Genomic DNA, 26,874 nt, shown 5'->3' with positions numbered 1-26,874 from the left:
ATATACACCTGCGCTTATAAAAAGATGTCCGGACATCTTTTGCTAGAAGTTTTAATTCTCTTTCACAATTATTATTGTACATTCACTTTTTAGAAAACGGTAACATGTAATTGTTTTCATTCATAACTTCAGGTTATAGCTTTCAATAAATTCTTTATTTAACAATTATTTTTACATATATTTATAATTTTTATAAGCTGAATAAGAAATATACGTTTGTTTCGTTCATTTAGGATCACTGGCTGATATTTTTTTCACAATTATAATGATTGCAAAACTTTTGCCAGCTAACCGTCACATACCACGAACCTATTTACTTGAGCAGCAAATAAAAAAAAGGGACCCCATCCTGATTTATATCTCATTTGATATAGTTTAGGACGGTTTTCCCTTTTATGTTTAACTTAGGCTTTCATAAATTGTAAATACTTATTCAATAATTTGCCAATTTCCGGTTTTTTATGGATCGCAACAACATCATATTGCAGGTCTGGAAATTTTGGAATGTATTTCAAGACATTAGGATAAAAATCAGGGATCGAAAATTCTCGCGGATATAAAGCCAGGCCCTTCGACAACTCGACATTAGCAGTGGCAGAATCAAAGCTATCTAAGTAAACTACCTCTGAATAATTGATACCCATTTTTTTTAAGATCATGCGAATTTTTTGCTGGACATCGTTGCTGTCTGTTGCTGTCCACTTCTGCAAAAAAAGCGATTTTTTCTTAACAACTTTAGCTTTAACTTTGCCTTCATCATCGAAAATGTCTTTATTAGCTAGGATACAAAAATTTGCCCTACCGATCGGCACAGAATCAATATTCTTGATCTTACTAACAGCAGTCGAAAAACTGACCAAAATATCATAATTACCAGTGTCGAGTTTCGTAATACTGTCAGAAAACGATTCGGTATCCACTTGGATCTGCAAAGTTGGGTCCATTTTCTTCAAGTTCTTCGCCAGGACAGTTGCCCAATAGCCAAATCCACGTAAATAACGAATCTTCAACAGCTTTTTCTGGTTCCCCGAATGTTTCAAGTTGGATAAATTGTTAGCAAAAGACTGATATTCTTTGATTATTTTGATTGAATCATGATATAAAACTTCTCCCGCTGGGGTTACTAGAAAATGAGAAGTCGAGCGGTCGATCAACTGAACATCCAGCTGTTGTTCTAGGTTTTTCACAGAATTACTAATAGCGGTTTGCGAAATAAAATTTCTTTTTGCTGCGGATGTAAAGCCTTGTGTTTCCACAACATCGACAAAATATTTAAATGGCAAAATGTTATAATTCATATTAATTCACAACCTTACACTAACACATAAACAGTGACTAACAGTGGTCAAGCGATTACTTTCAACCCTCTTTATCCGAAAACTGAATTGTTTAAAGCCGCCTCATCAATATTTCCTTTAAGAGGCCAAATTATTTTAACTTCATCATATTTTTCTAAATTATTCTCGGAAAATTGCTGCAAGTCTGCCTGTAAAACTTGGCAAGCAGGCTGATCTGTTATCTTGGGGAAATCTATTTGCACATTGTATTGTTCTGATCCGATCTGGGTCTGGCACAAATATGTTCCTTTTGGAGGAAGCTGTTGCAACTTATTGGTGATCATGATCTTTCGATCTGGCAACAATTTCCCTTCGATCAAATATTCATGACCAAGCAGACTAACAGCATCCTCCATTTTTCCTTCAGAAATCAATTTACGAATCCTAGTGGAACTTATTTTATGGTTGTGTTCATTTTTTTTAGGAACTGTCACTGTTTGAAAGTTAGCCTCACCCAGTTTTTTTAATAGTTCCATATCACCCAGACCATACTTGCCGAACGTAAAATCAAAACCCGCAACGGCTACTTTAACTTGCAAGTCGATCAAGTATCTTTGTACAAAATCTTCTGGACTCGTAGCGGCAAAGTCACGGGAAAATTCAACTACAAAAAGATAGTCGACTTTTTCTCTTTTCATCAGATCAATTTTTTCTTGTAATGTATTTAAATATCGAAACGAAGCTTTTTTTGGATCAGCAAATACCATTGAAGAATGGCGATCAAATGTCATTACGGCCAAGGGCAGGTTCTTTTCCTGACCAAATTTACGTGCCGTATTGATGACTTGCTGATGTCCAAGATGAACTCCATCAAAGAAGCCTAATGCCATTACCATCGGTCGTGCGAAAAGTTTAGGCTTAAAATCGCTCGATTTTAGATAATAAACCTCCAATACTTCTCCTCCATTCTAATCTCTTAAATACTTCAATGACCAATAGCTTAAATTATATCTTATGATTTTGTCATTAAAAAGTGAGCAAAAATATATTTTCCAACTCAATTCAGCAAATATAGCGTTCATTGAACTCTATTCATATCAAAAACTAGACTTCAATAATTATTAATTTACTGGCTATTTCAAGTTCACATTGTAAACGATTTAGTTACACATATACTCAACAATACACCATAAAAGTAGGCTTGGCAATTCTCCGTAAAAAGAGGCATCAGTGTTTCAGATAAGTAGCGATTTCCCAATGATTATTACGATACTTAGCCATATACACATCTTTAATATCAGTAATGCCTTGTGCTTGTAGTTCATTATTCAACCATACTTCGTCTTTGTGCATGACTTCTAGGACATCTGGATCTGTTTTTCCATCCACGATAACTGGGTATCTGACATCTTCATCGTTTTGATCCAAAATTGTCAGACTGCCATTTTGTTCTAAAATTGCTCGTTTTACATTACGAATGTCCAAAACCCCAGCAGAGCGCAATTTAAAATCAATTTCTTTAGCCGACATATTTGACCGCAGGCAATTCTCCACCAATATCTGTCCATTGCGAATAATAGTTGTTGGTTCACCATCGATGAATTTACCGACAATATGCACATGTATTTTAAGATATCGAGTTACCAGCATGAGCAATGCCCAAATTGAAAGGACCACAATAAACTGAGCAACAGAGATCGCAGGGTTATATAAAATTCCTCCTATGATTCCGCCTAAGACGTAGTTTTGCAGTTGATCCAGCGGTGATGTCGGTGCTAGACTGCCATTTCCGCTGAACTTGATCAGTAAGGTGATAAAAACGAAACCTATCACCAGCTTTAAAAAAATATCTGAATATGAGAACATGCTATTACTCTCCTTTAACTTCGACCTTTGATGATTTTAAACTGACTTTTTCTAAGACATAAGCAGAATTATCACTATTAAAGATTATGCGATAATAACCGTGCAGACTTTTGACTAAAATATCGCCATTATCCGTTTGTGTACTATTCACACTCAACTTCTGCGGTTTAATTTTTAATCTTCTAGCAACATCTTTAACTAAAGAAACCTCTTGTCCGCTCTTTTGCGTATTAGTTTTTAAGTTAGTATAATCATTAAACTGGATCGCTGCCGTCAAGATCAGCATAGTGCCCACAATAACTGCTAAATCTTTATATTTTACGTCACCTTTGTCCCAAAAATACCGAATCAGCAGTGCAATAAAGGTCACTGCTAACACTGTGATCACAATGATCCTCGTATATGGGAATTTAGTTTGGTTATCAAGTAAATATTGATATGTATAAAACTGCATTAGTGGTCCTCCTCTTGTCCCTTCAGCAAACAACCATCTCTTACCCAAATATTAAAGGTTCCGTCAGTTAGCTGCTCAGCCAAAAACGGATCCTAAAGTACTATTACTTGTATGCTATATAACTATAATACTCGAAATAAGTACATGCAAAAAAGAAAACAGCACTGGTTGCCTTAACTAGTACCGTTTTCTTTCATTTAAAGAATTTTCGTTTAGTGAAACTTTATCCATTCACCTAAATTAAACGCGCTTCAAGATCTCAAAAACTTTAGTGAGCAAGGGTCAGTCATCTGCTTAAACGCCCAACAACATCACTTCGACCGTCATTAGCATCCCCTTTACGATGATCTGCCTTATTTAATTTTAAACAGATCACCATACATTTTAAATTTTAATGGTTTATTTAAGTCCTGAATTATTCATACTTTTTGTCTTAAATAAAATTTGGCGCAAAATAACCGTGGTCTCAGAAAAAAGCTTTTTTTGTTAGTTTTGCGGTCGTATTGCTTAAAAAAGGGCAGACTTCACCCTTTCCCTAGAAAATATATTTTATTTTGTGAGTTCACAGCGGGTATATTTTAATGTTTTGGATCTTAAACAGTGTCTGCCAGAATAATTTATCAAACACATTGGTCTGGGATAAATGGACCCAGATCTGATGGGCGTGGTGCGTGACCTTAGCTGCCAAATGAAGTAATTTAAAGCGGATGGTCTCGACCTGAGCGTGTTTAAGTTCCGGTGGTAAAACCAAGTTCTTCATGGCTTGGAGTATATTGTAAGCCGTGCCAGCCACCAACATGCGAAACTCATTGGCGTTAAAGCTGGAACTGTCCGTTTTATCAAAATGAAAACCGCGTTTAACTTCTTTGATCAAGTCTTCCATTGAACCACGTTGTTGATAGAGGGCAAAGACTTGCGGACCACTCAATTCTTCCAAGTTGGTCACGATAAACTCATGGTCAAACAGTAAATTTCCCGCTGGCCGAGTTGATCTAATGATCACCCGATAAGGGCGTGGCCAACTTTGGGGACAGTAATCCTGCAGGACATGCCATTGGACTTCAGTTTCGCTGAAGTCGTGGTCGCCCACTTGGATCAAGCGCTCAGCCCGACTTTGGAGTTGGCGGTTCGCTTTCATGCGGATCACGAATTTAGCCTGTTTTTTATCACAGGCACGGTAGATCCCTGGCGCTGCGAAACCAGAATCTCCCCGCACGAGGACATCCAAAGAAGACTGGTCATAGCCCGTAGGCCCCGTAATAAGAATTTAGTCGCTCCCTGTGAAGTATAGCGATTGCCTGGACGTAATTGGGCATTCAATAAGCAGCCCGATAAAGCATCGAAAGCTAGTAATGGATGATAACCGTTAGTCTGATAATGACCGTTATAAGCACTTTTTTCTTGGTTACCAAATGTATCAGCATGCGTGGAGTCGAGGTCAAGGATCAGCTGATGTTGATTCAGCTGGCCCAGGACTAAGTGCGCCAAAGAGATTATTACAGACTTGACGGAGAAAAGGCCTGTCGCCGAGACGTGATTGATAAAACGTGAGAGCGTCGGTTGGGAAGCGACTGCTTGTTTTAGAGCTAAGTTGAAATCAGCCGCTTGGGCCAAGGTGTTAGCAGACTGATCCTGGGAATACCCCGCTAGTAATTGAAATAACAACTGCTTGAATAAATCGTTCATAGTGAAGGTACAATACTTGCGACCATCTTTGAAACGCAAGTTAGTCTCTAAAAACTGGTCAAAGTGGAGTTGATGGAGAAACTCAGCAAGCAATAAAGTCCCCGCATCGTTCGCTAGCTCACCGCCGTCATTAGAAATTTTGATTTGTTTATTGAATAAAAGCTGTTTATGATGTAAAGTCGACATTAGGAGCACTCCTGTTCTTTGTAGTGTTTAGTCGACTTTACAATAGCACAGGATGTGCTCTTTTTGTACACCCAGCAGGTGAAAAAGAAAAAAGGTCAGCAACAGCACGGCAACAACCAAAAGCAGACCTCAAGGTAAAATTATGAATAATCCAGGTAAGTCGTAATTTTTTTCTTTCAAAAATTTACGTTGAGCTTGTGTCCGGCTTAAATCATCATGCGCGTCTTCCATATGCATCACTTTATCTCTTTTATCTAGAAAGACAGTTAAATACTTTTTTTCATTACCGCCTTGAGAAGGTGTCTTATAAGCCGCCATAGCAGTCTTTCTTATACCGAAAAAGCTTTGGTCGGCGGGCACGGAACCATCACCAGGTCCATGCATTACTATGGCATCGTAATAAATGAATTGTCCTAAAACAGATAAACCGTCTTTTTTGGCTCGCTTCACCGCTGGTTTGAAATAATCCCGATCCCTAATTTTATTCTGGGCTTTTTGAAAAACAGGATCTTTGCTGGCTTCCTTCCAAGCCTGTTCATATTCAACACCCAATCCTTCATGAGAGTCAGAACCATTCACTTTTTTTAAAGCTGGCAAAAACTTGGCTAGTTTGTTGTCCGGTTGTTCTTGAGTATAATTTTTTACGACCTCAAGCATATCGCCCGTCCCTGAACAAAATCCAATGATCCCAGCCGTATAACCGCGCCCATCTTTGATATCTTCAATATAGCTATACTGCTTTTTCCAATTTAAAGATGAATTTTCAGCACTAGACACAAGTTCCATTGCAGTTTCTTTTTTATCCTTATCAGTCAAACTGACAGGCGGTTCCTTTTTTACATTTTTTTGACTACTCTTACTTTCTTGACTACAACCATACAAAACGATCATTAAAAGCGAAAGTAAACAATAAATGACCTTTTTCTTCATTTTTTTTCTCCTTCTTAGCTGTTCATAAGGTCAAGACAAAATCATTTTCTATTCTAAGCAACTGTGTCTAGCCTCGAAAACAAAACGAGTAAAGAAATTTATTTGTTAAAAATAGTCCACTAATTTTGGTGGTTCGTTCACTAATATATCGTCCACCAAAGTTGCCGTTTCAAAACTTAAGTCAGCTTTACCTTCCATAACGATCGTTTTCATTTTTTCTGTACCAAATAAAGCTTTGGTCAATTCTTGAATGGTTATTTTTTCCGGATAGTCAGCAGCTAGATCGCTCAACTTATTTACCTTGACCATTCCTTTCTTGGAAGATAGTTCCCACAGACCGGAATTTTGGGGTAAATTCTGGTCTTCAATTCCAAAAACAAATGGTTCAAAGTCTTTTTTAACGTAAGGATAACGCAACAAAAAGTCCTTGATATCGACGATCCTAACCATCATATAGGGCACAACACGCGCATCCAACACGTAAGGTTCCGATAGTAAGCTATCATGGTATGTCGGATCAGGAGAATCAAAAATAAATTTTCTGACTGAATTTTTATGATTAAAAATAAAACTTAACAAGTGCTCAAAAGCAGTGTTAGTTGCATAGATCATTTCTTTGACTACTAGCTGTTCTTGTGTGAGCTCGTATATTACATAGCCAGAAACTTGCTCTTCTTCATCATAGTAAACTCCAGTCAACCACTTGTTTTTAAGAGGCAAGTAATCCCACCACCACATGTCCCGTAACAAGCCGCCCATTAGACCATTTTTAGAAGTTTGCTCATATATTTGCACTACTTCAGGCAAATGATCTTTCATTTTTCCACGGGTAACATGGCCTTGATTTACACGTGGCCTGAAAGCTGGAATATTTTTATTATCCAGTGAGTATTGTAAATGGTTAAAAACTTGCTCATAACCAAATCTCCGGTAATATTTAAATGAAAAAGGAGCAAGGTATGATAGAGTCACTTTATTAGCTGACATTTCATTTAGCGCTGCTTGTAATAAAGTACTAGCTCCACATTGTCCAGCACTTTCTGGAGCTGTTGCCACATCCCCTACCCACTCATCAAATATTTAGTTCCATGAAAGTCAACTTTAAATGGCAGGCTATATAAGCCGTTAGTCAATTTTTCACCTTGTTTTATTCCATATATCAAACCATGTTGATAACGCTCAAAAAAATATTTGCGCCAGCTAGGTTCATCTAGCGCATTGAAAGCATAGAAATATAGTTGATAAAATTTTTCGAAATCTTCTGCGCTGTTCAAACGAAATTGTGGCAAATTTAAAACCTCCTAATAACGAAAATTATTCATTTGTGTCATTGGCTTCTTTAATAAGCATCTGCTTTTCAGCAACTTTAAAGAATGGAAAATACATTGCGCCAGCCAGGAGCAATTCGACTGCTGACCAAACTGCCGCTCTCCAATCCCAGCCCGTTGCCATTAGCGGCCCAATGATCGGCGGCATTGTCCATGGGACCATTGCTGAGGGAGCAGCAATCCATCCAATGCTTATTAAAATAGAGTTGCCAAGACTAACGGAACGAAGATAAATGGGATCATCGTGATCGAATTCATAACAATTGGAAAACCGATGTTGTGACATATGGGAGTGGTTGGTGATTAGCATAAGCGGTCCCATTTGCGGCTAAAAATTGCAAGAAGATCGGATCTGCGATTCCTTCCAAAGTTATATCGCTGTGAACACCACAGACAGACCCACAATACGCTGACCAGTAAGGTGTATACCAAGATGCCAGGTAATGAATTCAAAGCAAAAAGTGTTTGGATTGAAAGACACCATATGAGGTTTATTTTGGTAAAGTGTTGCATTTAATTTGACAATTCAAGTAGCCAAAAAACAGCCTTAGCCTTTTCAAGCTAAAACTGCTTTCTTCAAATATTTTTTAGTTACTAAATCATACTTTCTTTAAGTTAAATGTGCTCCATGGTTTGATCAAATCTAGTAAGAGCATATCACTATCGGAAAGCTTGCCAACAACATTACGCCGCCCGTCATTTGGCATCTCCTTTAAAATGATCTGCAACTCGCCTTTATATCTGGCGTAACCGTCATTGACCACCACAATGTCCCCGCGCGTCAACCTACTGCCGTTAGTACGTGCTGGAATGCTTTCGGCACTGTGTACGACTCGCGGCAAGGTATCACGTAACAGGTACTCAGAAGTATCGCCTCGATAAAGGTGCGCAGGCGTCAAAACGATTTCTTTTTCTAAAGCTGTTGTTTCATCAACAAGATCAACATGCAGTGTAGGGTAATCACTCTTGAAAGCTGCCGCTACGGTAGCTAGTTCGTCTTCTGAAGCATAAGCATTCCCGATGATCACGTCATCGACCATGCCAGTCAACTTCAAATGAGTCACCTGACTGTATATTTGTCTTTGCCGGTCGCTTTCCATGGTCGGCAAGCCTTCATTGACCGGCCAGGGACCAAAAGTAGCTGCGTGCGAAGAAACAAAAGCTGCTGTATGCAAGCTATACTGCCGGTACTTTCGTGAATAATCCATAAAGATCTCATCACTCAAGCCGCTATATTCTTGCGGATAGAAATTATGACAACCGATCAAATTGTCCAGTTCTGGTGCATACGCCATGATACTGTCCAAGTAGTTCGTACCTTGACTCATGTTTAATTCGATTTTGAGATCGTACGGATTATGAGTCATTTGCGCCTCTTCCATACCCGTAAAGCCTTCGTCAAGCCGCATGCCCCAGACACCCAAATCATGTAACACATGGAGATCAGTGTATTTTAACCCCAATTCTTTGAACAGATCAGGATTGACATCAACGACTGTCTTAAAGCCTAAATGATTGGCGTAATCCACCGTTTGACGAAACTTGCCTAAAATGTCTTTTCCGCCGTCGCCTTTCAACTGCAACAAGGAGGTAAAAATTCTTGTATAACCGTATCGATGTGCTAATTGTAAATACTGCTGGTCTTGTTCAAAGCTGCTTTGATCTGGATAAATTGAAATTCCTAACTGTCTCATTGTCCAACCTCTTATCTCTTTATAAGTGCACACATATTTTTGCACCAAACAACGATTTAATAAAATCCGTTAGTTCTATGCTTCAAACCACTTTGTCTCATTTACTTATTTATAACTAAAGGTTGAAAGTTAATTTTTAGTGCCTTTGCCTGTCAGCTCAAGCTATAAATGTCTTTAATTAGTCAACTGACCAGTTCGTTGCTGTGAAAGATTTCTTGCAGATCATTGGGTAAAGAATTGATAAATCGACTGCATAATCCCGTGATAAAAAAATCAGCGGTTTTTTCACAATGTTCTGCTAAAGCAAAAAGCAACTGTTTTACAGCTTGTAAAAGTGGGATGTCCGCGAGAAACTGATTGGCCGCATAGAAAATGCCGCCTAAGGTTTTCGGATCGTTCTCCTGTCGCTGGATCATAGCCAACAGATCGTAAGCTAAAAATGTCAGCGCCACATGGCCGCACAAGCCATCATAACTTTGCGTTTGGGTCTGGTCATACTGCAGGTATTGTTTTAAAGTCTTGAAACCACACTCGATCTGCCATCTCCGGGCATATAATTGAATGACCGCTTCCGGTGTCAGACTAAGTTTAGAAGTTGCCAAAGCAATGTAGTGTCCCTTGTCCGTGCGATTTTGGATAAAGACTATTTTTAAGCGCAGGTGGTCCTCGTTATCGGTCTCAACGACCGTACTGTAGAGATAGTTATCATGGATCCGATATTTTGAACCTTTAAAGCGTTGAAACAGCATTGGAACACTGTAACGGCGCCCGCGATATTTAAAATAAGTTTTTGAAGTGTTTTTTAACCGACCAACAGCAGCGAGACCTAATTCTTGAAATTGCTTGAAAGCTTTGGGATAGGCGTACCAACTGTCAAAGAGGACATAGCTGGCCTTGACCCCGGTTTTTAGAACTTGAGCTACTAATTCAACGGCGACTTCATTCATGTGCCGTTTAGCCTGAGCATAACGTTGGGCCGCTAAGGTCCGCTGATCAGTTGTTTGTGGTTCACGGCCGATCCGATTCTTAGCTTTGTCTGATGACATCAAAGCGAAATTCAGGGGCAGGAAAGTATTGCCGTCACTCCAACCGATCGTCAAGCCGCGAAAACCCTTGACATAGCGCGGCTGTCCTTGCGGTGCAGCATGATCATAAACATTCGCCAATAGTTCAGTCTTTTTTGAATGAGCTCGTTTGAATAAAGTGTCATCAATGATCAAGGCCGCTTTTCGGCGTAAGTCGATAAAAGGACTGAGTTCCGCGATCTGGTTCCGTCCGGCCAAGCTGACCAGCCGCTGCCAGTTGATATGGCGGTCATTTAAAAAGTTGCGGACCGTTTTCTTCGAAAAAGCAGTCGGAGTTGCGGATCGGTTCAAGGTCAAACGTTGGAACAAAGTCAGTAAGATCCAGCTGACAAGTTTGGTCAGTTTGATCCCACGGACACGATAGGCATTGGACTGACGTAATACCTGGGCGAAATCGATCACCTGCAAGAATTTGTGAAAACGTGCCATTAAAGTGGTTTTATTTTGAGTTGATTGTTGTATACTGGAAGTGGACATAAATTACTCTCCTTTATTAGTTTTTGACGACTCAATTATAGGACGCAGAGTAATTTGTGTCTATTTTATTAACAAAAACCCGTGATACAACAAGCAGCACAAGTATTCTTTAACTTTCAACCTTTAGTTTATAATACTGTTCTGCCATTTTTCTAGCCATCTTTTTAAAGCGGTGTTTACGCAGCCACCCCAGTGTAAACGCACCTATATTTTGATTAGCTTTGACTTTTGCGTCTTTAGCATGATTATCCTCAGTGTACTCCAAAATCGTATGGGTATCATCTTTCTTCTTTAAGCGATATTCTACGATAAATTCTTGGTCTGCAGTAGTCATTGTATAGCCATATGCTTGGCTCGGAATAGCTGAATCGATGTGCATTTTAGCTACTCGACCACTGACCCATTTCTTTTCATAAGTATAATTAGGAAGATCACGCCAAGAAATTTTTTTACCAACTTGTTTACGAATATCTTCTAAAGCTGATTCGATCAATTGCTGGTATAAAAATTCCACTGGCGCATTCAAAGTCACATTAATTTTCATTCTTACTTATCCTTTCTTGTTTACGTACTTTATGCAAGGAATAGCCAGTACCAATAACACCAGCTATGCCAATTCCTATGACCCATAAACGAGCAGGCAGCTTGAGCAAGGAACTGCAAAAGAGTAGTACAATACTGATTCCAAGTAGTAAACTTAGAAAGTTTTTAGCTGACTTTATTGTTCCGCAGGTTTAAGCTTGTTAGCTGCCTTAACAAACGGTATATAAATCAAAAATCCAACAAACATATTGAACAGTTGGAGTACGACCGCACGCCAATCCATTGTAGCGATCAACACATTGAGGACCGGAGGCATTGACCAGATGATCTGATTCTTGATCGGTTCAACCAAACCCAGTGAAACCGCACCATAAGCGATAGATACCATGACAGAAGGTGCTAAGATAAATGGAATAAAGTAGATCGGGTCTAACACGATCGGCATCCCAAACATCACAGGCTCATTAATATTAAAGAACCCCGGTGCAATCGACAATTTTGCCACTGAGCGCTGGTCATCGCGTTTAGAGAAAATTAAAATCGCAAATAACAACAGTAAAGTAGATCCTGCCCCACCGATCCAAGCATACAAATCAAAACTATTACGTGTCCACAAGTATGGCAAAGCCTTTCCTTGTTGAAAGGCATTGATATTAGCTAACTGAGCTGTTAACCAGATACTATCCATAACAGGCCCTAAAACGTTGGTTCCATGAATACCGAAGAACCAAAAGACTTGGACTAAAACGGTCATTAAAAGTACCGCACCAAAACCCTGGCTTAAATTCAACAATGGATCTTGCAACACTTTAGCAATGAATTCGATAACTGTGGTGCTAAATTTGCTAAATATATACCCAATGATCCCGGCTACATATAAAGCCGCCGTGGCCGGAATGATCCCCGTAAAAGCATTAGATACAGCGGGCGGAACTGAATCAGGCATCTTTATCGTAATGTTTTTCTTCATCAACCAAATATAAATCGTTGAAGAAATGGCACCCATGATCATAACAGTAAAGAAACCAGTTGATCCGAAAAATTGACCAAAATTAAAATAACCCCACATAGAAACATCTTTGCCCGCAACTGCAGCTCCAGCATCTGTCAAAGTCTTAACAGCACCTTTGCTTAAAGCTGAGCCTAAGTGCAAGTTTACACTTTGAGGCAAACTAATAATAAATGAACCCAAAGTAACGATCCCGCCAGTAATAGGCTCGACCTTATATTGAACTGCCAATTGGTAACCAAACGTAAATGAGAAAATTAAACCTAAAATTGCTAAAGTTCCAGTCCAAACCATGGCATTAATATCGATCAGCCATTGCATTGAAGATACAATACCCATCCAGTGCAACTGTGTAGGAATATCACGGATCAAAGCATTCAAAACGTTAGCGACAGCACCTGCCATCATTGCTGGCATAATAGCGATAAAGGCATCACGCAGTGCGATCAACCAGCGAACCGAACCTATTTTAGCCGCGATCGGAACAACATGTTTATTTAACCAATTTATAAATGCGTTCACTTTACATTACACTCCTATCTTATATAGCATAAGCCAAATATTAAAATAAATCGTTTTCATTAAATTTGACTTAAATGGACATTCTTTAAATATTTCCCCTGATACCAAACTTCTATAAGAACTACTATAAATCAATATTTTGTGTATGATAATACAATGCTAAGTTATCATAAACAAAATAAGTCCTGGAAAAGTTAAAGACCTTTCCATTTACCAAATAGTTGATCCCATCAAGACACAAAATGCGCTCACCTTGCTGCCATCCAATCAAATCTGCTTGCCACTCATCCAGTTTGTTAACATGCACATAGTTTTCAGAGGTACTTCCTGTCATCTGATATGCATCTCGCAAGAAACTAAAAATAGAACTTTGTACACTTTCTTTCGAAAGAAATGGGACTACTTCACGTGGAAAATAAGATTCTTCTAAAGAGTACAAGTGGTCTTTTAAATATCGTAATCTTATTACACGATAAACCCTTGTATCTATATCTACATTTCCCCATTGGGCCAAGTTTTCATCAGCTTGGATCGTATCAAACTTAACGACCTTAGACTTCAATGGACCGCCAGATACCATTGAATTTTTATCAAACCCGATCGACAAGTTCAAAACTGTTTGTGACTGGAGTGGTCTTTTTATAATATAATATCCACTTCCACGAACACGTCGAAGCAAACCATGCGCAAAAACAACATCAAGCGCCTTACGAATAGTGTTACGACTGACTTGGTATTCCTCAACGAGCTCCTTTTCAGTGGGCAATTTGTCTGAATACTTATTGGCAAGAATTGCCTGAATGATATTTTCAGCCACTTTATGATACATTATTGTTCCTCCTTTCCTTAATTTTTGACTGTGGGCAATGTAGTCCGATCTTTTTTACATTAACAACAAGAATTGCACTTTAAATATGTCGGCGCTCATCACATTAGTGCCCACTAATTATATTACCAGTGAAGATCATTAAAATCAATAAAACGTTTTCATTTATTCAAAAAAATCTCCGAGACTTATGAAGTCCCGGAGCTGGTAAAATTTTAAATTAAATAGGTAGTACGGCGAAGAGCAATGCGCCAATGATACCACCAACAATAGGTCCAAAGAATGGTACCCAACTGTAGCCCCAATCGCTGCCGCCTTTATTTGCAATTGGCAAAATAGCGTGAGCAATACGAGGTCCCATATCACGGGCAGGGTTGATAGCATAACCAGTAGGTCCACCGAGTGAAAGACCAATACTTACGATCAAGCTCCCAGCTACCAGCGGGTTCAAACCATCAGCCATTGAGCCATGACCAAATGCTGCCAATCCAAGTACCAATATAGCAGTACCAACAGCTTCAGTAATGAAGTTATTACCTAAGCTGCGGATAGCAGGTTCTGTAGCAAAAACTCCTAAAATTGTGTCTGGGTCTTCTGTTGCTTCCCAGTGTGGACGGTAAGCAAGCCAAACAACTGCAGCACCAAGAATAGCACCCAACATCTGAGCAATGATATAAGGTACAACAGCTGCCCATTTTGTTAAACCAATAACAGCAAAAGCAATTGTTACGGCAGGGTTAAGATGAGCCGGGCCCATCATACCGCCGACATAAGCACCCATTGTAACGCCTAAGCCCCATCCAAGTGCAATAACGACCCAGTCAGAACCTTGAGCTTTTGATTTGTTCAAGTTGACAGCGGCACAAACACCGTTACCAAGTACAAGAAGAACGAAAGTACCGATGAATTCACCGATCGCCTGTGTAGTAATAGTTCCCATAATATTTCCTCCTATGTGTGTTGGAACAACTTTTTTGTCCTAATTTTAAATATTCTATGTGATACATGGATACTTGATCCACTGCTTGAATGCTTTTGTGAAGCGATTAGTGATTTGCCAAATAGACGCCACTTTTCACTTAATAGCGAGTTGCTCAGGCCAGACACTTCCGTCTAGCCAACTTCCCCGTCATATTGCCAAAATCGCAATATAATTCGAAAGTTTGTTAGTGCTCAGTGTCTCCCGGTCTGCTTCACTCACTTATTTTTTTAATGCATCCAATCTTGTCTCTGCAATAAGATCGTTTAATTCGTCAGCTTGTTTTTGTTTTTCATCATCTGACCAACCCAAGACACGTGCCATTTCATCAACGATCGCATCCTTCTTTGCAGCAAGCTTGTCTTCATGGAACAAAACAAAGTTTGTCCGACGCAAGAGATAATCGATAGGAGTCAATGTCATTTCTTCATTGATCGAATAATGCAAACTGATCGTATCAGCTAATGTCAATCCAGGCGCAGTTTCCACATGTGCTGCATATGAAACAACTCGGCCCGTATTTGAACCAAAGCGGTTTGCAAGATCTTCTGCTTCATCTTGTGGAATACCCTTGCCAATAGCAAGTTTAGTGTAAAAGTCTAATGTCTTTTCAACATTTGTTGGGTCAAAGTGACCACCGGAAACTTGCAATTTCTTGGAATCAATTTCTTTGATCACAACATTGAATTCATCTTTCAATGTCTTAGTGATCAATTCCATAGCACCTGCAGCCATCTTACGGTAATCAGTGATCTTACCACCAGACAATGTGATCAGTCCATCTTCACCAACATCCAGCGAAGATCCACGAGAAACTTGTGAAGCAGAAATTTCTTTTTCTCCACTTGATTGTTTCAAAGCACTGATGGATTTTTCAACGTCACCACGTTCTACTTCACCCTCGTTGTACTTATTCACTGTATCGATCAGGTTATTGAAACTTTCATCAGAAACTTTACCAGTGTTAGCACCACCACCATTGTAGTCAGAGCCAGCGTTAGAACCAAGCAACGGACGAATACCTGCCCAACTAGCTTCAATATCATCGATCGTGACGTTGGCTTCAGGGAAACGGTTGTTGATAGCTTTCAATAAGTAATCAACGTCTGCTTGTTCAACAGTTGGATGTGTGTAATCACCAGTATAATCTGTATCCGTTGTACCAAAGTAAGTCTTACCTTCACGCGGAACAACGAAGATCATCCGGCCATCACCAACACCTGAATCAGAGTATGTTGGTTGTGGTACGCTCAATACTGATTCGTCAACTACCAAGTGCACACCTTTCGTTGGACGGATAACTTGACCTTTGTCACCATTCTTATCATCCAAGCCAAGGAACTTAGATGACCATGGACCAGTAGTATTGATAACCAACTTAGCATTAACATCAAACTTTTCACCAGATAAAACATCTTCTGCAGTTACGCCATCGATCTTTCCATCTGCATTGTGTGAAACGCTAACAGCTTTAACACGACTAGCCATCAAACCGCCTAATTCAGCAGCACCCTTGATATTTTCAATAACCAAACGTGCATCATTGTTGACATAGTCAAGATAAACGCCGGCACCAAGTAATTTATCGCTCTTCAAGCCTGGTTCACGTTGCAATACCTCATCACGGTCGATCGTATAGTTAGCATATTGACTTGATTCAACACCCGCTAAACGGTCATACAGATCCATCGCAATTTTGACACTAAACATGTCAAATGTTTGATCTGGTGTATCGTAAATAGGTAAGAGCATTGGGAACGGCTTTGGAATATGTGGAGCAATTCCTTGAACTACAGCACGTTCCTTGACAGTATCAGACACAACTCCAACGTCAAAAGTTTTCAGATAACGGATACCACCATGCACTAATTTAGTAGAACGGGAACTTGTCCCTTCAGCAAAATCCTGCATTTCAAGTAAACCAACTTTAGCCCCCGCTTTAGCAGCCTGAATAGCTACACCGGCACCGGTAATACCTCCACCGATGATCAGTAGGTCCAAGTCAGTGTTTTTAAGTCCGTCAATAGTTTCCTTTCTTGTTTTGTAAGAAAAATTCAATTTCAATATCCTCCTCGTTTTAGTCAAGCTTCGTGAAACAAAAAATCGTCTCACGGAGTCTTGTTAAGATCGAGTTGTATAAGGTATTTAGCCTCATTCAACTTCTTAATAATTTCTTCTCTCTTTTTTAATTTTAGGGTCTAACTATTCAGCTGGTTTAAATGTTCTTGTTGCTTTAACAGCTTGTTCCCATCCAGCATACAAATGATCACGTCGTTTGTCGTCCATTTCTGGATCGAAACGTTGGCCAATTTCAAACATATGTTGTAATTCATCTGTATCTTTCCAGAAACCACAACCTAAACCTGCAAGGAATGCAGCACCCATAGCTGTTGTTTCCAAATTAGCTACACGTTCAACTGGTGTATCTAACAAGTCTGCTTGGAATTGCAGCAAGTAGTTGTTACGAGCAGCACCACCATCAACACGCAATGCTGGGATTTCGATACCAGTATCTTTATACATTGTGTCAACAACGTCACGTGTTTGGTAAGCCAATGACTGTAATGTAGCCTTGATGAAGTCTTTGTTTGTTGTACCACGTGTTAAACCAAAGACAGCACCACGAGCTGCGGAATCCCAGTATGGAGCACCTAAACCAGTAAAGGCAGGAACTACGTATACTTCATCATCATTTTCTGATTCGTTAGCAAATTGTTCTGATTCTGGAGCTGATTCGATCATCTTCATACCATCACGTAACCATTGGAGAGCTGAGCCAGCAACGAAGACTGAACCTTCAAGCACGTAATTAACTTTACCGTTGATCGAGTAACCAATAGTTGTTAACAAGCTGTTCTTCGAGATGATAGGTTCTTCACCAGTGTTCATCAATACGAAGGCACCTGTCCCATAAGTGTTCTTAACCATACCCTTCTTCAATGCCAATTGACCGAAGAGAGCTGATTGCTGGTCACCAGCCATACCAGATACTGGAACACGGCTGCCGTAGAAGTGATAATCCATTGTGTAACCGTAAACTTCAGAGTTTCCTTTTGGTTCTGGCAACATTACTTCTGGGATATTCAAAAGCTTCAAAATATCTTTGTCCCAAGCTAAGTCGTGGATGTTGAACAACATTGTACGTGATGCGTTAGAGTAGTCAGTAACATGTGACTTACCACCCGTTAACTTCCAGACCAACCATGTATCGATCGTCCCAAAAAGCAATTCTCCTTTTTCTGCACGTTCTTGAGCTCCATCAACGTGATCAAGGATCCAACGGATCTTAGTTGCTGAGAAATAAGGATCAACTAGCAAACCTGTCTTTTCATGGATCATGTCTGAATGACCATCTGCAATGATCTTGTTTGCGTAGTCACTTGTTTGACGTGATTGCCATACGATCGCATTGTAGATCGGCAAACCTGTCTTCTTGTCCCAGATAACTGTTGTTTCACGTTGGTTAGTAATACCAATACCTTGAATTTGATCTGGTTGAACACCAGAGTTAATAAATGCGTCAGCTATTGTAGCTTGAACAGCGTTCCAAATTTCATTGGCATCATGTTCGACCCAACCAGAATTTGGGAAGTACTGAGTAAATTCACGTTGACCATCGGCTACTTCTTTACCGTTGTGGTCAAAGATGATTGCTCGGGTACTTGTCGTTCCTTCGTCGATCGCCATGATATATTTTTCTGCCATTTGATATCCTCCTAAGTATAATGGTCGTTACACCCTAATTTATTAAAAAACAAGAAACCGTTTACTTGTTTAACTACGTTATTATAAAACTCAAAACCAAGTTTGACAACCATATTGTTTACAATATTCTTTTAGCTATTGCTAAATAATGTTAAAAAATGCTGATATTAAAGCATTTATTGTCAAATAATTTTTTTATTAAATAAATGAAGTTTTGTGAATTTCCTATACTAAAATAAGTAAAATCGCTAATTATTTCTTAAAAGCATATTTAAATTTTTTGAAAAAAATGCTACTTCTTTCATGTAAATAATTTTGTCAAAAAAATTTGATTTTGAAGATCAATAATAACTAGTGCACAACTAAAACGCTTTCATAAAAATGATTATAGCGACCTTATAACAATAGTGCAAATATAAATGGATATATTGCAAAAAAATATTTCAAGGTACTTTTTTCTGACAGCTTTCGCCACACAACAAATTCAAAAAACGCAAGGAAAAAATCCTTACGTTTAATTGGTAAATCATTTGATTTTCAGTGGTTTTAATTGTTCTTCAATATCATTTAAAGGAACATCAGCCTGTAGTAAAGAAGCAGCCGTATAGGCACTTTCGATCAAAGCTGTGTCATATAAATGAATTGTCTTATCTGACATTTCTTGCGCCATCTCAAGGTTCATCTTGGCACTGCCAAGATCATAAAATGCTAAAATTTCATCAGCAGAATTGTCAGTGAAAGCCTGACTGATTTTCTCCATACTTGTTCCGATATCACCATCATCCGTACCACCTGCAAAAGTCAGCGGAACATCGGCAGCTACCTGTTTTAATAACTTGGGCAGTCCCTCGGCGATCTCTGGTACATGTGATACGATCGTGATCCCTAATGTCATAGGATCCCCTCCGTTTCGATCAAAGCTGTAAATAGGTAACCACTTGACATTGCTCCTGGGTCCAAGTGACCAACAGAACGGTCACCTAAATAAGAGGCACGTCCCTTTTTAGCTACTAAGCCCCTTGTGCCATCAACTGCTTTATCAATGTCTTCTTGTGCAAGCGAACCTTGAGCTAGTTGGTCAGATAAAGGTTCCCAGACATCGACCATTGTCTTATCACCAACTTGGGCACCGCCGCGTTTCTTAATGCCAGCATTTGCAGCAGCAAATAATTCACCTAGATCAGTAGTGTCCTTACTCTTTTTTGCCATTTCAAGAAATGCAGTACCATACAAAGGACCAGAGGCACCACCAACTTTACTGATCAACGCCATAGCGATCTGTTTAAACGCATCAGTCAATTCAGCTGGTTTTTTATTTTCAAGTGATTCTTGTACTGCCTTGACCCCACGCGCCATATTATTACCGTGGTCTCCATCGCCGATCGGTGTATCTAATTCACTTAAATAATCTTTTTGGTCGTTAACTTTTTGCGCGAAAGAATTGATCCATTCTGTTAAATTGTCAACTGTTAAAGCCATTATCATCCGCCCTTTTCTAACTACAAATTTTTTCTGCTCTTACCAAGACAAAAGCAGAGTGCTTTAGCACTAGCAAATTGTCTCAGCTTTTCTACCAGGCTATCGTCTCTACAGGATAGTTCAAATAATCCAGCCACTTATCTTCTTTCAATTCAAAGACCGTTAATGACAAACCTGCCATATCGATCGATGTCATATAATTACCAACTTTCATGAAGGCTGGCTCAATATCTTTTCCATTCAACAAATTTAATAAATCATGAGAAAAGATATATTGTTCCATCAACGGAGTAGCTCCCATGCCATTGACCATTACAGCATATTTTTTAGAGCTGTCCAGGTTCAATGTTTTGTCGATCTGGGTAACTAGTTCTTCTGCCATTTCTTTAGAAGGTTTGATTTTTTCACGCTTATAACCCGGTTCACTATGGATCCCAACACCATATTCGATCTCATCATCTTTAAGTTCGAATCCTGGTTTACCAACTTCTGGCACCGTTGCAGCATGCAAGGCGATCCCGATAGTTTTGATATTTGGCAAAACAGCTTGAGCTAACTTGTCCAAATCGTCCAAACTTGCCCCTTGGTCTGCTGCTGCACCAAGAACTTTATGCATTAATACTGTTCCTGCAACACCACGTTTACCTTGAGTAAACAAACTATCTTCCACCGCAATGTCATCATCGACAACGATCGTCTTGGTTTGAATGTCATCAACTTCGGCCAAATCTTTAGCCATATCAAAGTTCATCACATCACCAGAATAGTTCTTAACAACTAAGAAAACACCCTTACCATGATCAGCCTGCTTAATTGCCTCATAAATCTGATCAGGGGTCGGAGAAGTAAAGACCTGTCCACATACTGCGCCGGACAACATTCCCTTGCCAACAAAACCGGCATGTGCTGGCTCATGTCCAGAACCTCCACCGGAAACAATCCCGACTTTACCAGCCATTGAGTCTTCATCAGACCGCATAACGGCTTCAGTATCAGGTATTTGACGTAAATACTGCGGGTAAGAACGAACTAACCCATCAACCATTTCTGGAACTACATTTCCAGCGTCATTGATGATCTTTTTCATAATTAACTCACAACCTTTCTTGTTTATTGTACTATATTAGATTTTATAAATCGATTACAAAGGTTTTTAAGATAGTTGTTTTTAGTGTTTGTGTTGACAGTTTAGAATATAGTGTTACTATTATTTTTAATGAATGAACGTTCATACATTAATTAGAAATGAGCTTTGGATTAATGAAAAAAGGACAACTCTTTTATGATAGATACAATTAGGAATTTCTGGATTCAAAGCAAAAAAGAGGAGACCATGATGAAATCGAACGTGGTTTCCGAGCAGTGTTAGATTTTGAAGAAGCGCATCCGGACCTTTTTCACTATAAATCTACTACACAAGGGATGTTCCCGAAAATCCCAAAGAAGAATATTGGATGTTTATAGATGTCTTTATTGATTATAAAGACTATATGACATCTTTAAAGAGTGCTACGCAACCGTCCATAAACTAAGAAAATACAAGCTTTAATCAGCAAAATCTTTGCACATGCAGATGGTTTCCTTACTGATGAAGGCGACCCTTTCTAATTAATGGCTTACCCAACTTGATGAATCTGATTGAGCATTGGACAGAGGCACCTTCTTTGCGAGTTGATAATCAAGAGCATTAATTTGATGTTTAATGACATTTAGGTAAGATTCACAAAAAAGAGCGAACTCAATCGTTCTTTATTATTAAAAGGGATTATAAAAAATGGAAGGTGAAATTGGTGGGTGAAACAATTCAAGTAAAAGACCTTGCTCAAGGTTATGGAAAAAACATTGTCATCAGTGACATTAACTTGTCCGTTAAAAGTGGTGAAATATTAGGCTTGATTGGCCCCAGCGGTGCTGGAAAAACTACATTGATCAATTCTATTATGGGCATGCTAAAGCCCAAACAAGGGTCTGTTACAGTGCTAGGGGAATCAATGCCAAATCGAAAAATTTTAGCTAAGATCGGTTTTATGGCTCAAGCTGACGCCTTATATGAAACTTTAACTGCGCGCGAGAACTTGACCTTTTTTGGGCAAATGCAAGGCATGAGTCAGAAAAATTTACTCGCTCAGATCAAGTATGCAACCACAGTTGTTAACCTTAACGAAGATCTGGATAAACATGTCAATGATTATTCTGGGGGGATGAAACGACGCTTATCTTTGGCAATTGCGTTAGTGGCTGATCCGGAAATATTGATTTTGGATGAACCAACAGTCGGGATCGATCCAGAATTACGGCAACAGATTTGGCAAGAATTACACCGGTTAGGTAAAGAAGGAAAAACAATTCTCTTAACGACCCATGTTATGGACGACGCAGAAGAGTCAGATAGTTTACTGATGATCAGAAATGGTGTAGCAATTGCTCAGGGACAGCCGGATCGGTTGATCAAAGAATTTAAAGTTAAAAGTGTCGAGGAAGTGTTTTTGAAAGCAGGGAGGCAACAAGATGCGCACACTGGCAATGATTAAAAGAGTTTTACAGGAAATGTTGCGTGATAAGAGAACTTTGGCCATGATGTTCATTGGTCCGTTACTGATCCTGACTTTAATGTATTTTCTATTTCAGTCTAATAATGATCAAACAGCTGACTTGGCAGTTCGTAATGTTGATTCAACCTTAGTCAATGCAGTTGATAATGATAATATCAAAATACATCAGGTTTCTTCGAATGATTCAGCAAAAAAATTGATCCGAACCCATGATTATGCAGGAGTAATGACACAAAAAGATGATAAATTACAACTGACTTTACAAAATAGTAATCAGATTAAAAGTTCTATTTTAAAGAAAAGTTTGCAAGCGGCTCAGGTTAAGTTAAAAACCCACGCTTCGATGACAGCCTTAAGGGACCAAAAACAGGCCATTCAAAAGTTACAACAAGAGTTAACTATGGTTTCAAAGCAAGCGGGCATTTCACCAGGAACACAGGCCTCAATGCCGAAACAACAAAAGAATCCCGCCAGAAACTACTCTGTCAAAACACATTATATTTATGGTGACAAGGATACCAATTTCTTTGATACATTTTTGCCGATTATGATGGGGTTTGTAGTCTTTTTCTTTGTTTTCTTGATTTCAGGAATTGCGTTATTACGTGAAAGAACAACGGGAACTTTAAAACGTTTATTGGCAACTCCAATTAAACGAGGCGAGATAATTACTGGCTATCTAAGTGGTTATGGAATTTTTGCCTTAGTACAAACCCTGCTAATTGTTTTATATAGTACGTATGTCTTTAAGATCCAAATTTTGGGAAGTATTTGGTATGTGTTGTTGATCAATGTTTTAATGGCTTTTGTCGCATTAACTATGGGACTATTTATTTCCACTTTTGCTGCGTCAGAATTTCAAATGATGCAATTTATTCCGATCGTTGTTATTCCACAGGTCTTTTTCTCAGGCATCATTCCTGTTGATCAAATGGCTAACTGGCTGCAAGGAATCGGTCATATCATGCCACTGTATTATGGTGCAAATGCAATGAGTGATGTGGTTGCTAAGGGCGTTGGTTTTATACAAATTTGGCCAAATCTATTAGCGCTGCTTCTCCTTGCTGGCCTTTTCCTAATTTTGAATTTAGGGGCCATGAGACGCTATCGTGAAGTTTAAAGAAAGGAGAGGATGAGATACGTGAATAATAATATTTCTTCTTTATTTGTAGAAAGCTTAAATGAATTAAATATTTCAGAACGACAAAAGTCAGTTTTACAGGCAAGTCTAACCCTTTTTTCAGAACAAGGTTTTGAAAACACCAGTACTACGGAGATTGCGCAATTGGCTGGAGTTGCGGTGGGAACAGTGTATCAACAATTTAATAATAAAGAAGGCTTATTACAGGCCGTCTTAGAACCTGTAATTACAGAAGTGATCCCTAAAGTGGCTAGTGAATTTGCAAATGGAATACAGGCACCACAAGGCCCTAATTTTACGGAATTTTTACAAAACATTATGCAAGATCGCATGCAATTTGTTATTGATAATTTGCCCCAAATTAGAATTTTAGTACGGGAAACAATGGTCAACCAAAAGATTCGGAATCAAATGAAGATGGAACTTGCTAAGTTACCCTTTGCTAAATTAAAAGAGCTGTTTGTATATTATCAAGAACAAGGACAGTTGGTTGACTGGGAATTTTCTCGTATTTTACGTGCTATTATTGGAGCAATGTGCAGTTATTTGGTGCCACTTATTTTTGAGCCTAATAAAACGATTGACGTGGCTAAAGCAAGTCAAGACGCAGCTGAAACTTTAATTAAGGGATTGAAACCATAATAACTTAATGGAGGTGTTTATGGCGTTAGCACAAATCTCATTTATCAAGAAAGAACAGATTATAGCCAATGTTTATACTTTTTATTTAAAAGGCCGGAAAATTTCAAAGTAAAATCTGATCAGTGCAACTTATTCATTGAACCTAAATTTGTGCGACCTCATCCATTTTTTCTTCTGCCCCACAAGAAAAATATTTAAATTTTACTACCACTATTAGTAGTCATAGTATTTTTAAAGCGAATTCAAAGAAGATGAATACTGGAAATAAGCTGCTGTTATTGGGACCATTGCAAAATTTTAAGCTAGAGTCAGAGACCAAAAAGTATTTTTTTAGCTCAGAAAATTGGAATCACGCCCTTACGCGCTCTGTTAAAAGATAAAAAAGAGCGTCAATTGCCAGCAACGGTTACCTTGATCCGTGTGGCTAAGGCAGAACATGTTTTTCAGAATTTAACACAAGAAGAAGCCGAAAAAGCAAATACTTTAGCCAAAGTCGATATTATCTAACATTTTTTCGGTGCTAACCTGATCTAATCCTAATAAGCGAGCGTCATAGCTTCACTGCTATGGTTTAAGAGGTGCATGACCAGTCCAATATTGTAGTTAGACTGGACATAGACACGGTAAGCGCCGGTTTTGCACATGGTGTGAGTGCCTAAATAGTTCAAACCTAAGAGGTCACCCATTTTATGCATTATTTTATAAAATTTTTTTCTGTGATGTGTTTTTCGGGGTGTTGCAGGGACGGAAAGAGCCAAGGCGAGACTAAATTTGCTTGTTGCAACCAGCTCTGATAAGCCAAAAGATTACCCGTGACCGGTTTTAAGCATAAATGATTTGCTTTGCCCGTCCTTTGATCGTGGAGAAAGGCGTTCCGCTGCACATTTCCCTGCTCATCAAAGCAATCTCTCCCCCGTTTCAGTCTTAGAATGTCGCTGACACGCAACAAAGTTGCTTTGCCAACTTGGAAAATGGTGTAATTATGAACCACAGCCTTAAAATCTTCTTGTAAGCACCGTTGGACTTGGGTCAAAACATTCGAATCCTTGATCGGTAACACTTTTTGTTCCATAAAAAAGCGCCTCCTTTTTTAACTAAAAGCAGGGGGCACTTTTTATACCATTTTACCATTTTTTGCCCCTTGATTTTTAGCTTACCATTAAAGGTTGTTATTGCAATGTTTCTGAGGGCCCACTACTACAAAATAGTCCCTGGGATTCTCTTGTTGTTGAATGCTTTATTTGATTAGGCTTTAACTCTGTATAGAATTCTGTTTCTTATCCAAAATAAAAAAACAAGACCACAGCTGTTAAGTTATGACCTGCTAGTTAGTACAGCCGCTTTTAATTAAACTTTTCTAAGTGATATAATTGTTCATCATCAAGAATACTATTATCATTTTTAAAAGAATAACCCATTTTTTGGTAAAAACCTAAACCGGTAATTGAAGCAGGAATTTCAATGCGCTTGGCTCTTGCAAAATATTCGTCCTATTCTAATACTTGAATAAGTTGCTTACCAATTCCTTGTCCTTGATACCTAGGTGATACAAAAATGTTAAACAAGCTACTTTCATCATTTTTAACCCAATATGCACCAATCGAACCAACTGCAATAATCTTGTTTACAAAATCATCAATAAATACATAACAGTGAAAATATTTTGCTTTCTCTATAAAATTGTCAAGGGCAACGTAAAAATGTAGGTTTATGGCAATCAAAAATGTAGGTTTTTGACAATTACAGTTTAGTTTTTAATCGATAAGACTTACCCGTGATTCTTATGGTATGAACATGATGAACTAATCGATCTAAAATAGCTGCAGTGACAGTTGGGTTTTGAAAAATATCGACCCAAGAAGATAAAGCACTGTTACTAGTAATAATTGTCGATTTTCTTTCATACCTGGCATTGATCAATTGAAAAAACAAATTAGCTTCATCGTGTTTAATGGGCAGATAACCTAATTCATCAATGATCAATAAATCGTAACGGGCGTAGCGGTTTAGTGCACGATCTAGTTCGTCTTTGTCATCGGCTTTTCTGAGTCTTAATAAAAGCTCATGACAATTAATAAATAACACTCTTGCACCTTGTTGACAGGCTTCGCGCCCTAAGGCGATTGCGAGGTGTGTTTTTCCTACCCCGGGGCTGCCTACTAGAAGAATATTTTCTGCTTTATCCATAAAAGCTAGGCTTTTTAATTCTAGAATCTCCTGTTTTTTGATACTTGGCTGGAAGGTAAAATCAAATGCTTCCAGCGTTTTAACGCTGGGAAAACGGGCCCTGGTAATCGTTCGTTCAACCTGAGCCTGATGTTTATAGTTTAATTCTTTGGTCGTTAAAGCTAAAAGTGCTTCCGAAAATGACATTTTTCCGGCTGTTACTTGTTCCAGATAATTAGGCAGGTAACTTTTTATTTCAAGCAGTTCAAGTTGAAGCAAATTATTGTTAAGTCGTTGATTGATACTACTCATCTCATAGGACCTCCT

At 38.8% G+C, this 26,874-nt stretch carries 22 protein-coding genes and 4 pseudogenes; 3 read left to right on the top strand and 23 right to left on the bottom strand.

Annotated elements, in window-relative coordinates; translation table 11 throughout:
• Positions 1-404: 404 nt before the first annotated feature.
• From BQ5903_RS00935 to dhaK, 20 genes and pseudogenes are all read right to left on the bottom strand, one after another.
• Positions 405-1,298, bottom strand: coding sequence for a LysR family transcriptional regulator (locus tag BQ5903_RS00935; RefSeq protein ID WP_079578419.1), 894 nt, complete (start codon positions 1,296-1,298; stop codon positions 405-407).
• A 71-nt stretch (positions 1,299-1,369) separates the two neighbouring features.
• Entirely contained in the window at positions 1,370-2,230 is an 861-nt protein-coding gene (locus BQ5903_RS00930; RefSeq protein ID WP_056972262.1) for an FAD synthetase family protein, read from the bottom strand.
• Positions 2,231-2,504: 274 nt separating this feature from the next.
• Positions 2,505-3,143 (bottom strand): DUF421 domain-containing protein, encoded by a 639-nt coding sequence (locus BQ5903_RS00925; RefSeq protein WP_010495310.1) that lies wholly within the window; start codon positions 3,141-3,143, stop codon positions 2,505-2,507.
• Positions 3,144-3,147: 4 nt separating this feature from the next.
• Positions 3,148-3,597 carry a DUF3290 family protein gene (locus BQ5903_RS00920; RefSeq protein WP_010495311.1) on the bottom strand — a complete coding sequence of 150 codons (450 nt, stop codon included), beginning with the start codon at positions 3,595-3,597 and terminating at the stop codon, positions 3,148-3,150.
• Positions 3,598-4,159: 562 nt separating this feature from the next.
• Positions 4,160-5,469, bottom strand: a pseudogene (locus tag BQ5903_RS12615) (IS1380 family transposase).
• Between the two features lie 129 nt (positions 5,470-5,598).
• Positions 5,599-6,399: a chitosanase gene (locus BQ5903_RS00910; RefSeq protein ID WP_056988195.1), complete on the bottom strand. Its 801-nt coding sequence runs from the start codon at positions 6,397-6,399 to the stop codon at positions 5,599-5,601.
• 105 nt (positions 6,400-6,504) lie between these two features.
• Positions 6,505-6,849, bottom strand: a complete 345-nt coding sequence (locus tag BQ5903_RS12110; RefSeq protein ID WP_231920949.1) for a sterol carrier protein domain-containing protein — start codon at positions 6,847-6,849, stop codon at positions 6,505-6,507.
• Positions 6,850-7,673: pseudogene (locus BQ5903_RS12105) on the bottom strand (GNAT family N-acetyltransferase); the annotation flags it as partial.
• 40 nt (positions 7,674-7,713) lie between these two features.
• Positions 7,714-7,890: a hypothetical protein gene (locus tag BQ5903_RS12100; protein ID WP_010495317.1), complete on the bottom strand. Its 177-nt coding sequence runs from the start codon at positions 7,888-7,890 to the stop codon at positions 7,714-7,716.
• Positions 7,891-8,326: 436 nt separating this feature from the next.
• Positions 8,327-9,421, bottom strand: coding sequence for a DUF871 domain-containing protein (locus BQ5903_RS00890; RefSeq protein ID WP_010495318.1), 1,095 nt, complete (start codon positions 9,419-9,421; stop codon positions 8,327-8,329).
• A 182-nt stretch (positions 9,422-9,603) separates the two neighbouring features.
• Complete coding sequence (locus BQ5903_RS00885; RefSeq protein WP_010499958.1) at positions 9,604-10,983, bottom strand: IS4 family transposase; 1,380 nt, start codon at positions 10,981-10,983, stop codon at positions 9,604-9,606.
• A 109-nt stretch (positions 10,984-11,092) separates the two neighbouring features.
• On the bottom strand, positions 11,093-11,527 hold the full coding sequence (locus tag BQ5903_RS00880) for a DUF3284 domain-containing protein (protein ID WP_056988050.1): 435 nt from the start codon (positions 11,525-11,527) through the stop codon (positions 11,093-11,095).
• A gap of 174 nt (positions 11,528-11,701) precedes the next feature.
• Positions 11,702-13,057 (bottom strand): PTS sugar transporter subunit IIC, encoded by a 1,356-nt coding sequence (locus BQ5903_RS00875; protein ID WP_010495332.1) that lies wholly within the window; start codon positions 13,055-13,057, stop codon positions 11,702-11,704.
• Positions 13,058-13,181: 124 nt separating this feature from the next.
• Positions 13,182-13,886, bottom strand: coding sequence for a GntR family transcriptional regulator (locus BQ5903_RS00870; RefSeq protein WP_010495333.1), 705 nt, complete (start codon positions 13,884-13,886; stop codon positions 13,182-13,184).
• A 217-nt stretch (positions 13,887-14,103) separates the two neighbouring features.
• On the bottom strand, positions 14,104-14,814 hold the full coding sequence (locus BQ5903_RS00865) for an MIP/aquaporin family protein (RefSeq protein ID WP_029605023.1): 711 nt from the start codon (positions 14,812-14,814) through the stop codon (positions 14,104-14,106).
• Positions 14,815-15,084: 270 nt separating this feature from the next.
• The gene (gene glpO, locus BQ5903_RS00860; RefSeq protein ID WP_056971608.1) at positions 15,085-16,920 is read right to left on the bottom strand and encodes a type 1 glycerol-3-phosphate oxidase; all 1,836 of its coding nucleotides are present in this window, start codon (positions 16,918-16,920) and stop codon (positions 15,085-15,087) included.
• 144 nt (positions 16,921-17,064) lie between these two features.
• Entirely contained in the window at positions 17,065-18,567 is a 1,503-nt protein-coding gene (gene glpK, locus BQ5903_RS00855; protein WP_079578415.1) for a glycerol kinase GlpK, read from the bottom strand.
• 526 nt (positions 18,568-19,093) lie between these two features.
• Complete coding sequence (dhaM, locus tag BQ5903_RS00850; protein ID WP_010495341.1) at positions 19,094-19,462, bottom strand: dihydroxyacetone kinase phosphoryl donor subunit DhaM; 369 nt, start codon at positions 19,460-19,462, stop codon at positions 19,094-19,096.
• Positions 19,459-20,046 carry a dihydroxyacetone kinase subunit DhaL gene (gene dhaL, locus BQ5903_RS00845; protein ID WP_056988049.1) on the bottom strand — a complete coding sequence of 196 codons (588 nt, stop codon included), beginning with the start codon at positions 20,044-20,046 and terminating at the stop codon, positions 19,459-19,461. The genes dhaM and dhaL overlap by 4 nt, the downstream gene beginning before the upstream one ends.
• Before the next feature lie 91 nt (positions 20,047-20,137).
• Complete coding sequence (dhaK, locus tag BQ5903_RS00840; protein WP_010495344.1) at positions 20,138-21,133, bottom strand: dihydroxyacetone kinase subunit DhaK; 996 nt, start codon at positions 21,131-21,133, stop codon at positions 20,138-20,140.
• Positions 21,134-21,836: 703 nt separating this feature from the next.
• On the opposite strand from dhaK, the gene BQ5903_RS00835 reads away from it, so the two are divergent.
• The 3 genes from BQ5903_RS00835 to BQ5903_RS00825 are packed head-to-tail and all read left to right on the top strand — an operon-like array spanning position 21,837 to position 24,381.
• Positions 21,837-22,577 carry an ABC transporter ATP-binding protein gene (locus BQ5903_RS00835; RefSeq protein WP_079578413.1) on the top strand — a complete coding sequence of 247 codons (741 nt, stop codon included), beginning with the start codon at positions 21,837-21,839 and terminating at the stop codon, positions 22,575-22,577.
• Entirely contained in the window at positions 22,555-23,718 is a 1,164-nt protein-coding gene (locus BQ5903_RS00830; protein ID WP_079578411.1) for an ABC transporter permease, read from the top strand. Before BQ5903_RS00835 ends, BQ5903_RS00830 begins: the two co-directional genes overlap by 23 nt.
• Before the next feature lie 12 nt (positions 23,719-23,730).
• Positions 23,731-24,381: a TetR/AcrR family transcriptional regulator gene (locus BQ5903_RS00825; protein WP_231920885.1), complete on the top strand. Its 651-nt coding sequence runs from the start codon at positions 23,731-23,733 to the stop codon at positions 24,379-24,381.
• A 483-nt stretch (positions 24,382-24,864) separates the two neighbouring features.
• On the opposite strand, the pseudogene BQ5903_RS00820 reads toward BQ5903_RS00825, so the two are convergent.
• From BQ5903_RS00820 to istB, 3 genes and pseudogenes are all read right to left on the bottom strand, one after another.
• A pseudogene (locus BQ5903_RS00820) lies at positions 24,865-25,453 on the bottom strand (tyrosine-type recombinase/integrase).
• Positions 25,454-25,724: 271 nt separating this feature from the next.
• Positions 25,725-26,060, bottom strand: a pseudogene (locus tag BQ5903_RS00815) (GNAT family N-acetyltransferase); the annotation flags it as partial.
• Positions 26,061-26,121: 61 nt separating this feature from the next.
• Positions 26,122-26,859, bottom strand: a complete 738-nt coding sequence (istB, locus tag BQ5903_RS00810) for an IS21-like element helper ATPase IstB (RefSeq protein WP_079578407.1) — start codon at positions 26,857-26,859, stop codon at positions 26,122-26,124.
• Between the last annotated feature and the right edge of the window lie 15 nt (positions 26,860-26,874).

Source organism: Ligilactobacillus acidipiscis, from assembly GCF_900116935.1.
GTDB lineage: Bacteria > Bacillota > Bacilli > Lactobacillales > Lactobacillaceae > Ligilactobacillus > Ligilactobacillus acidipiscis.
This window is presented reverse-complemented; position numbering and strand designations above follow the sequence as displayed.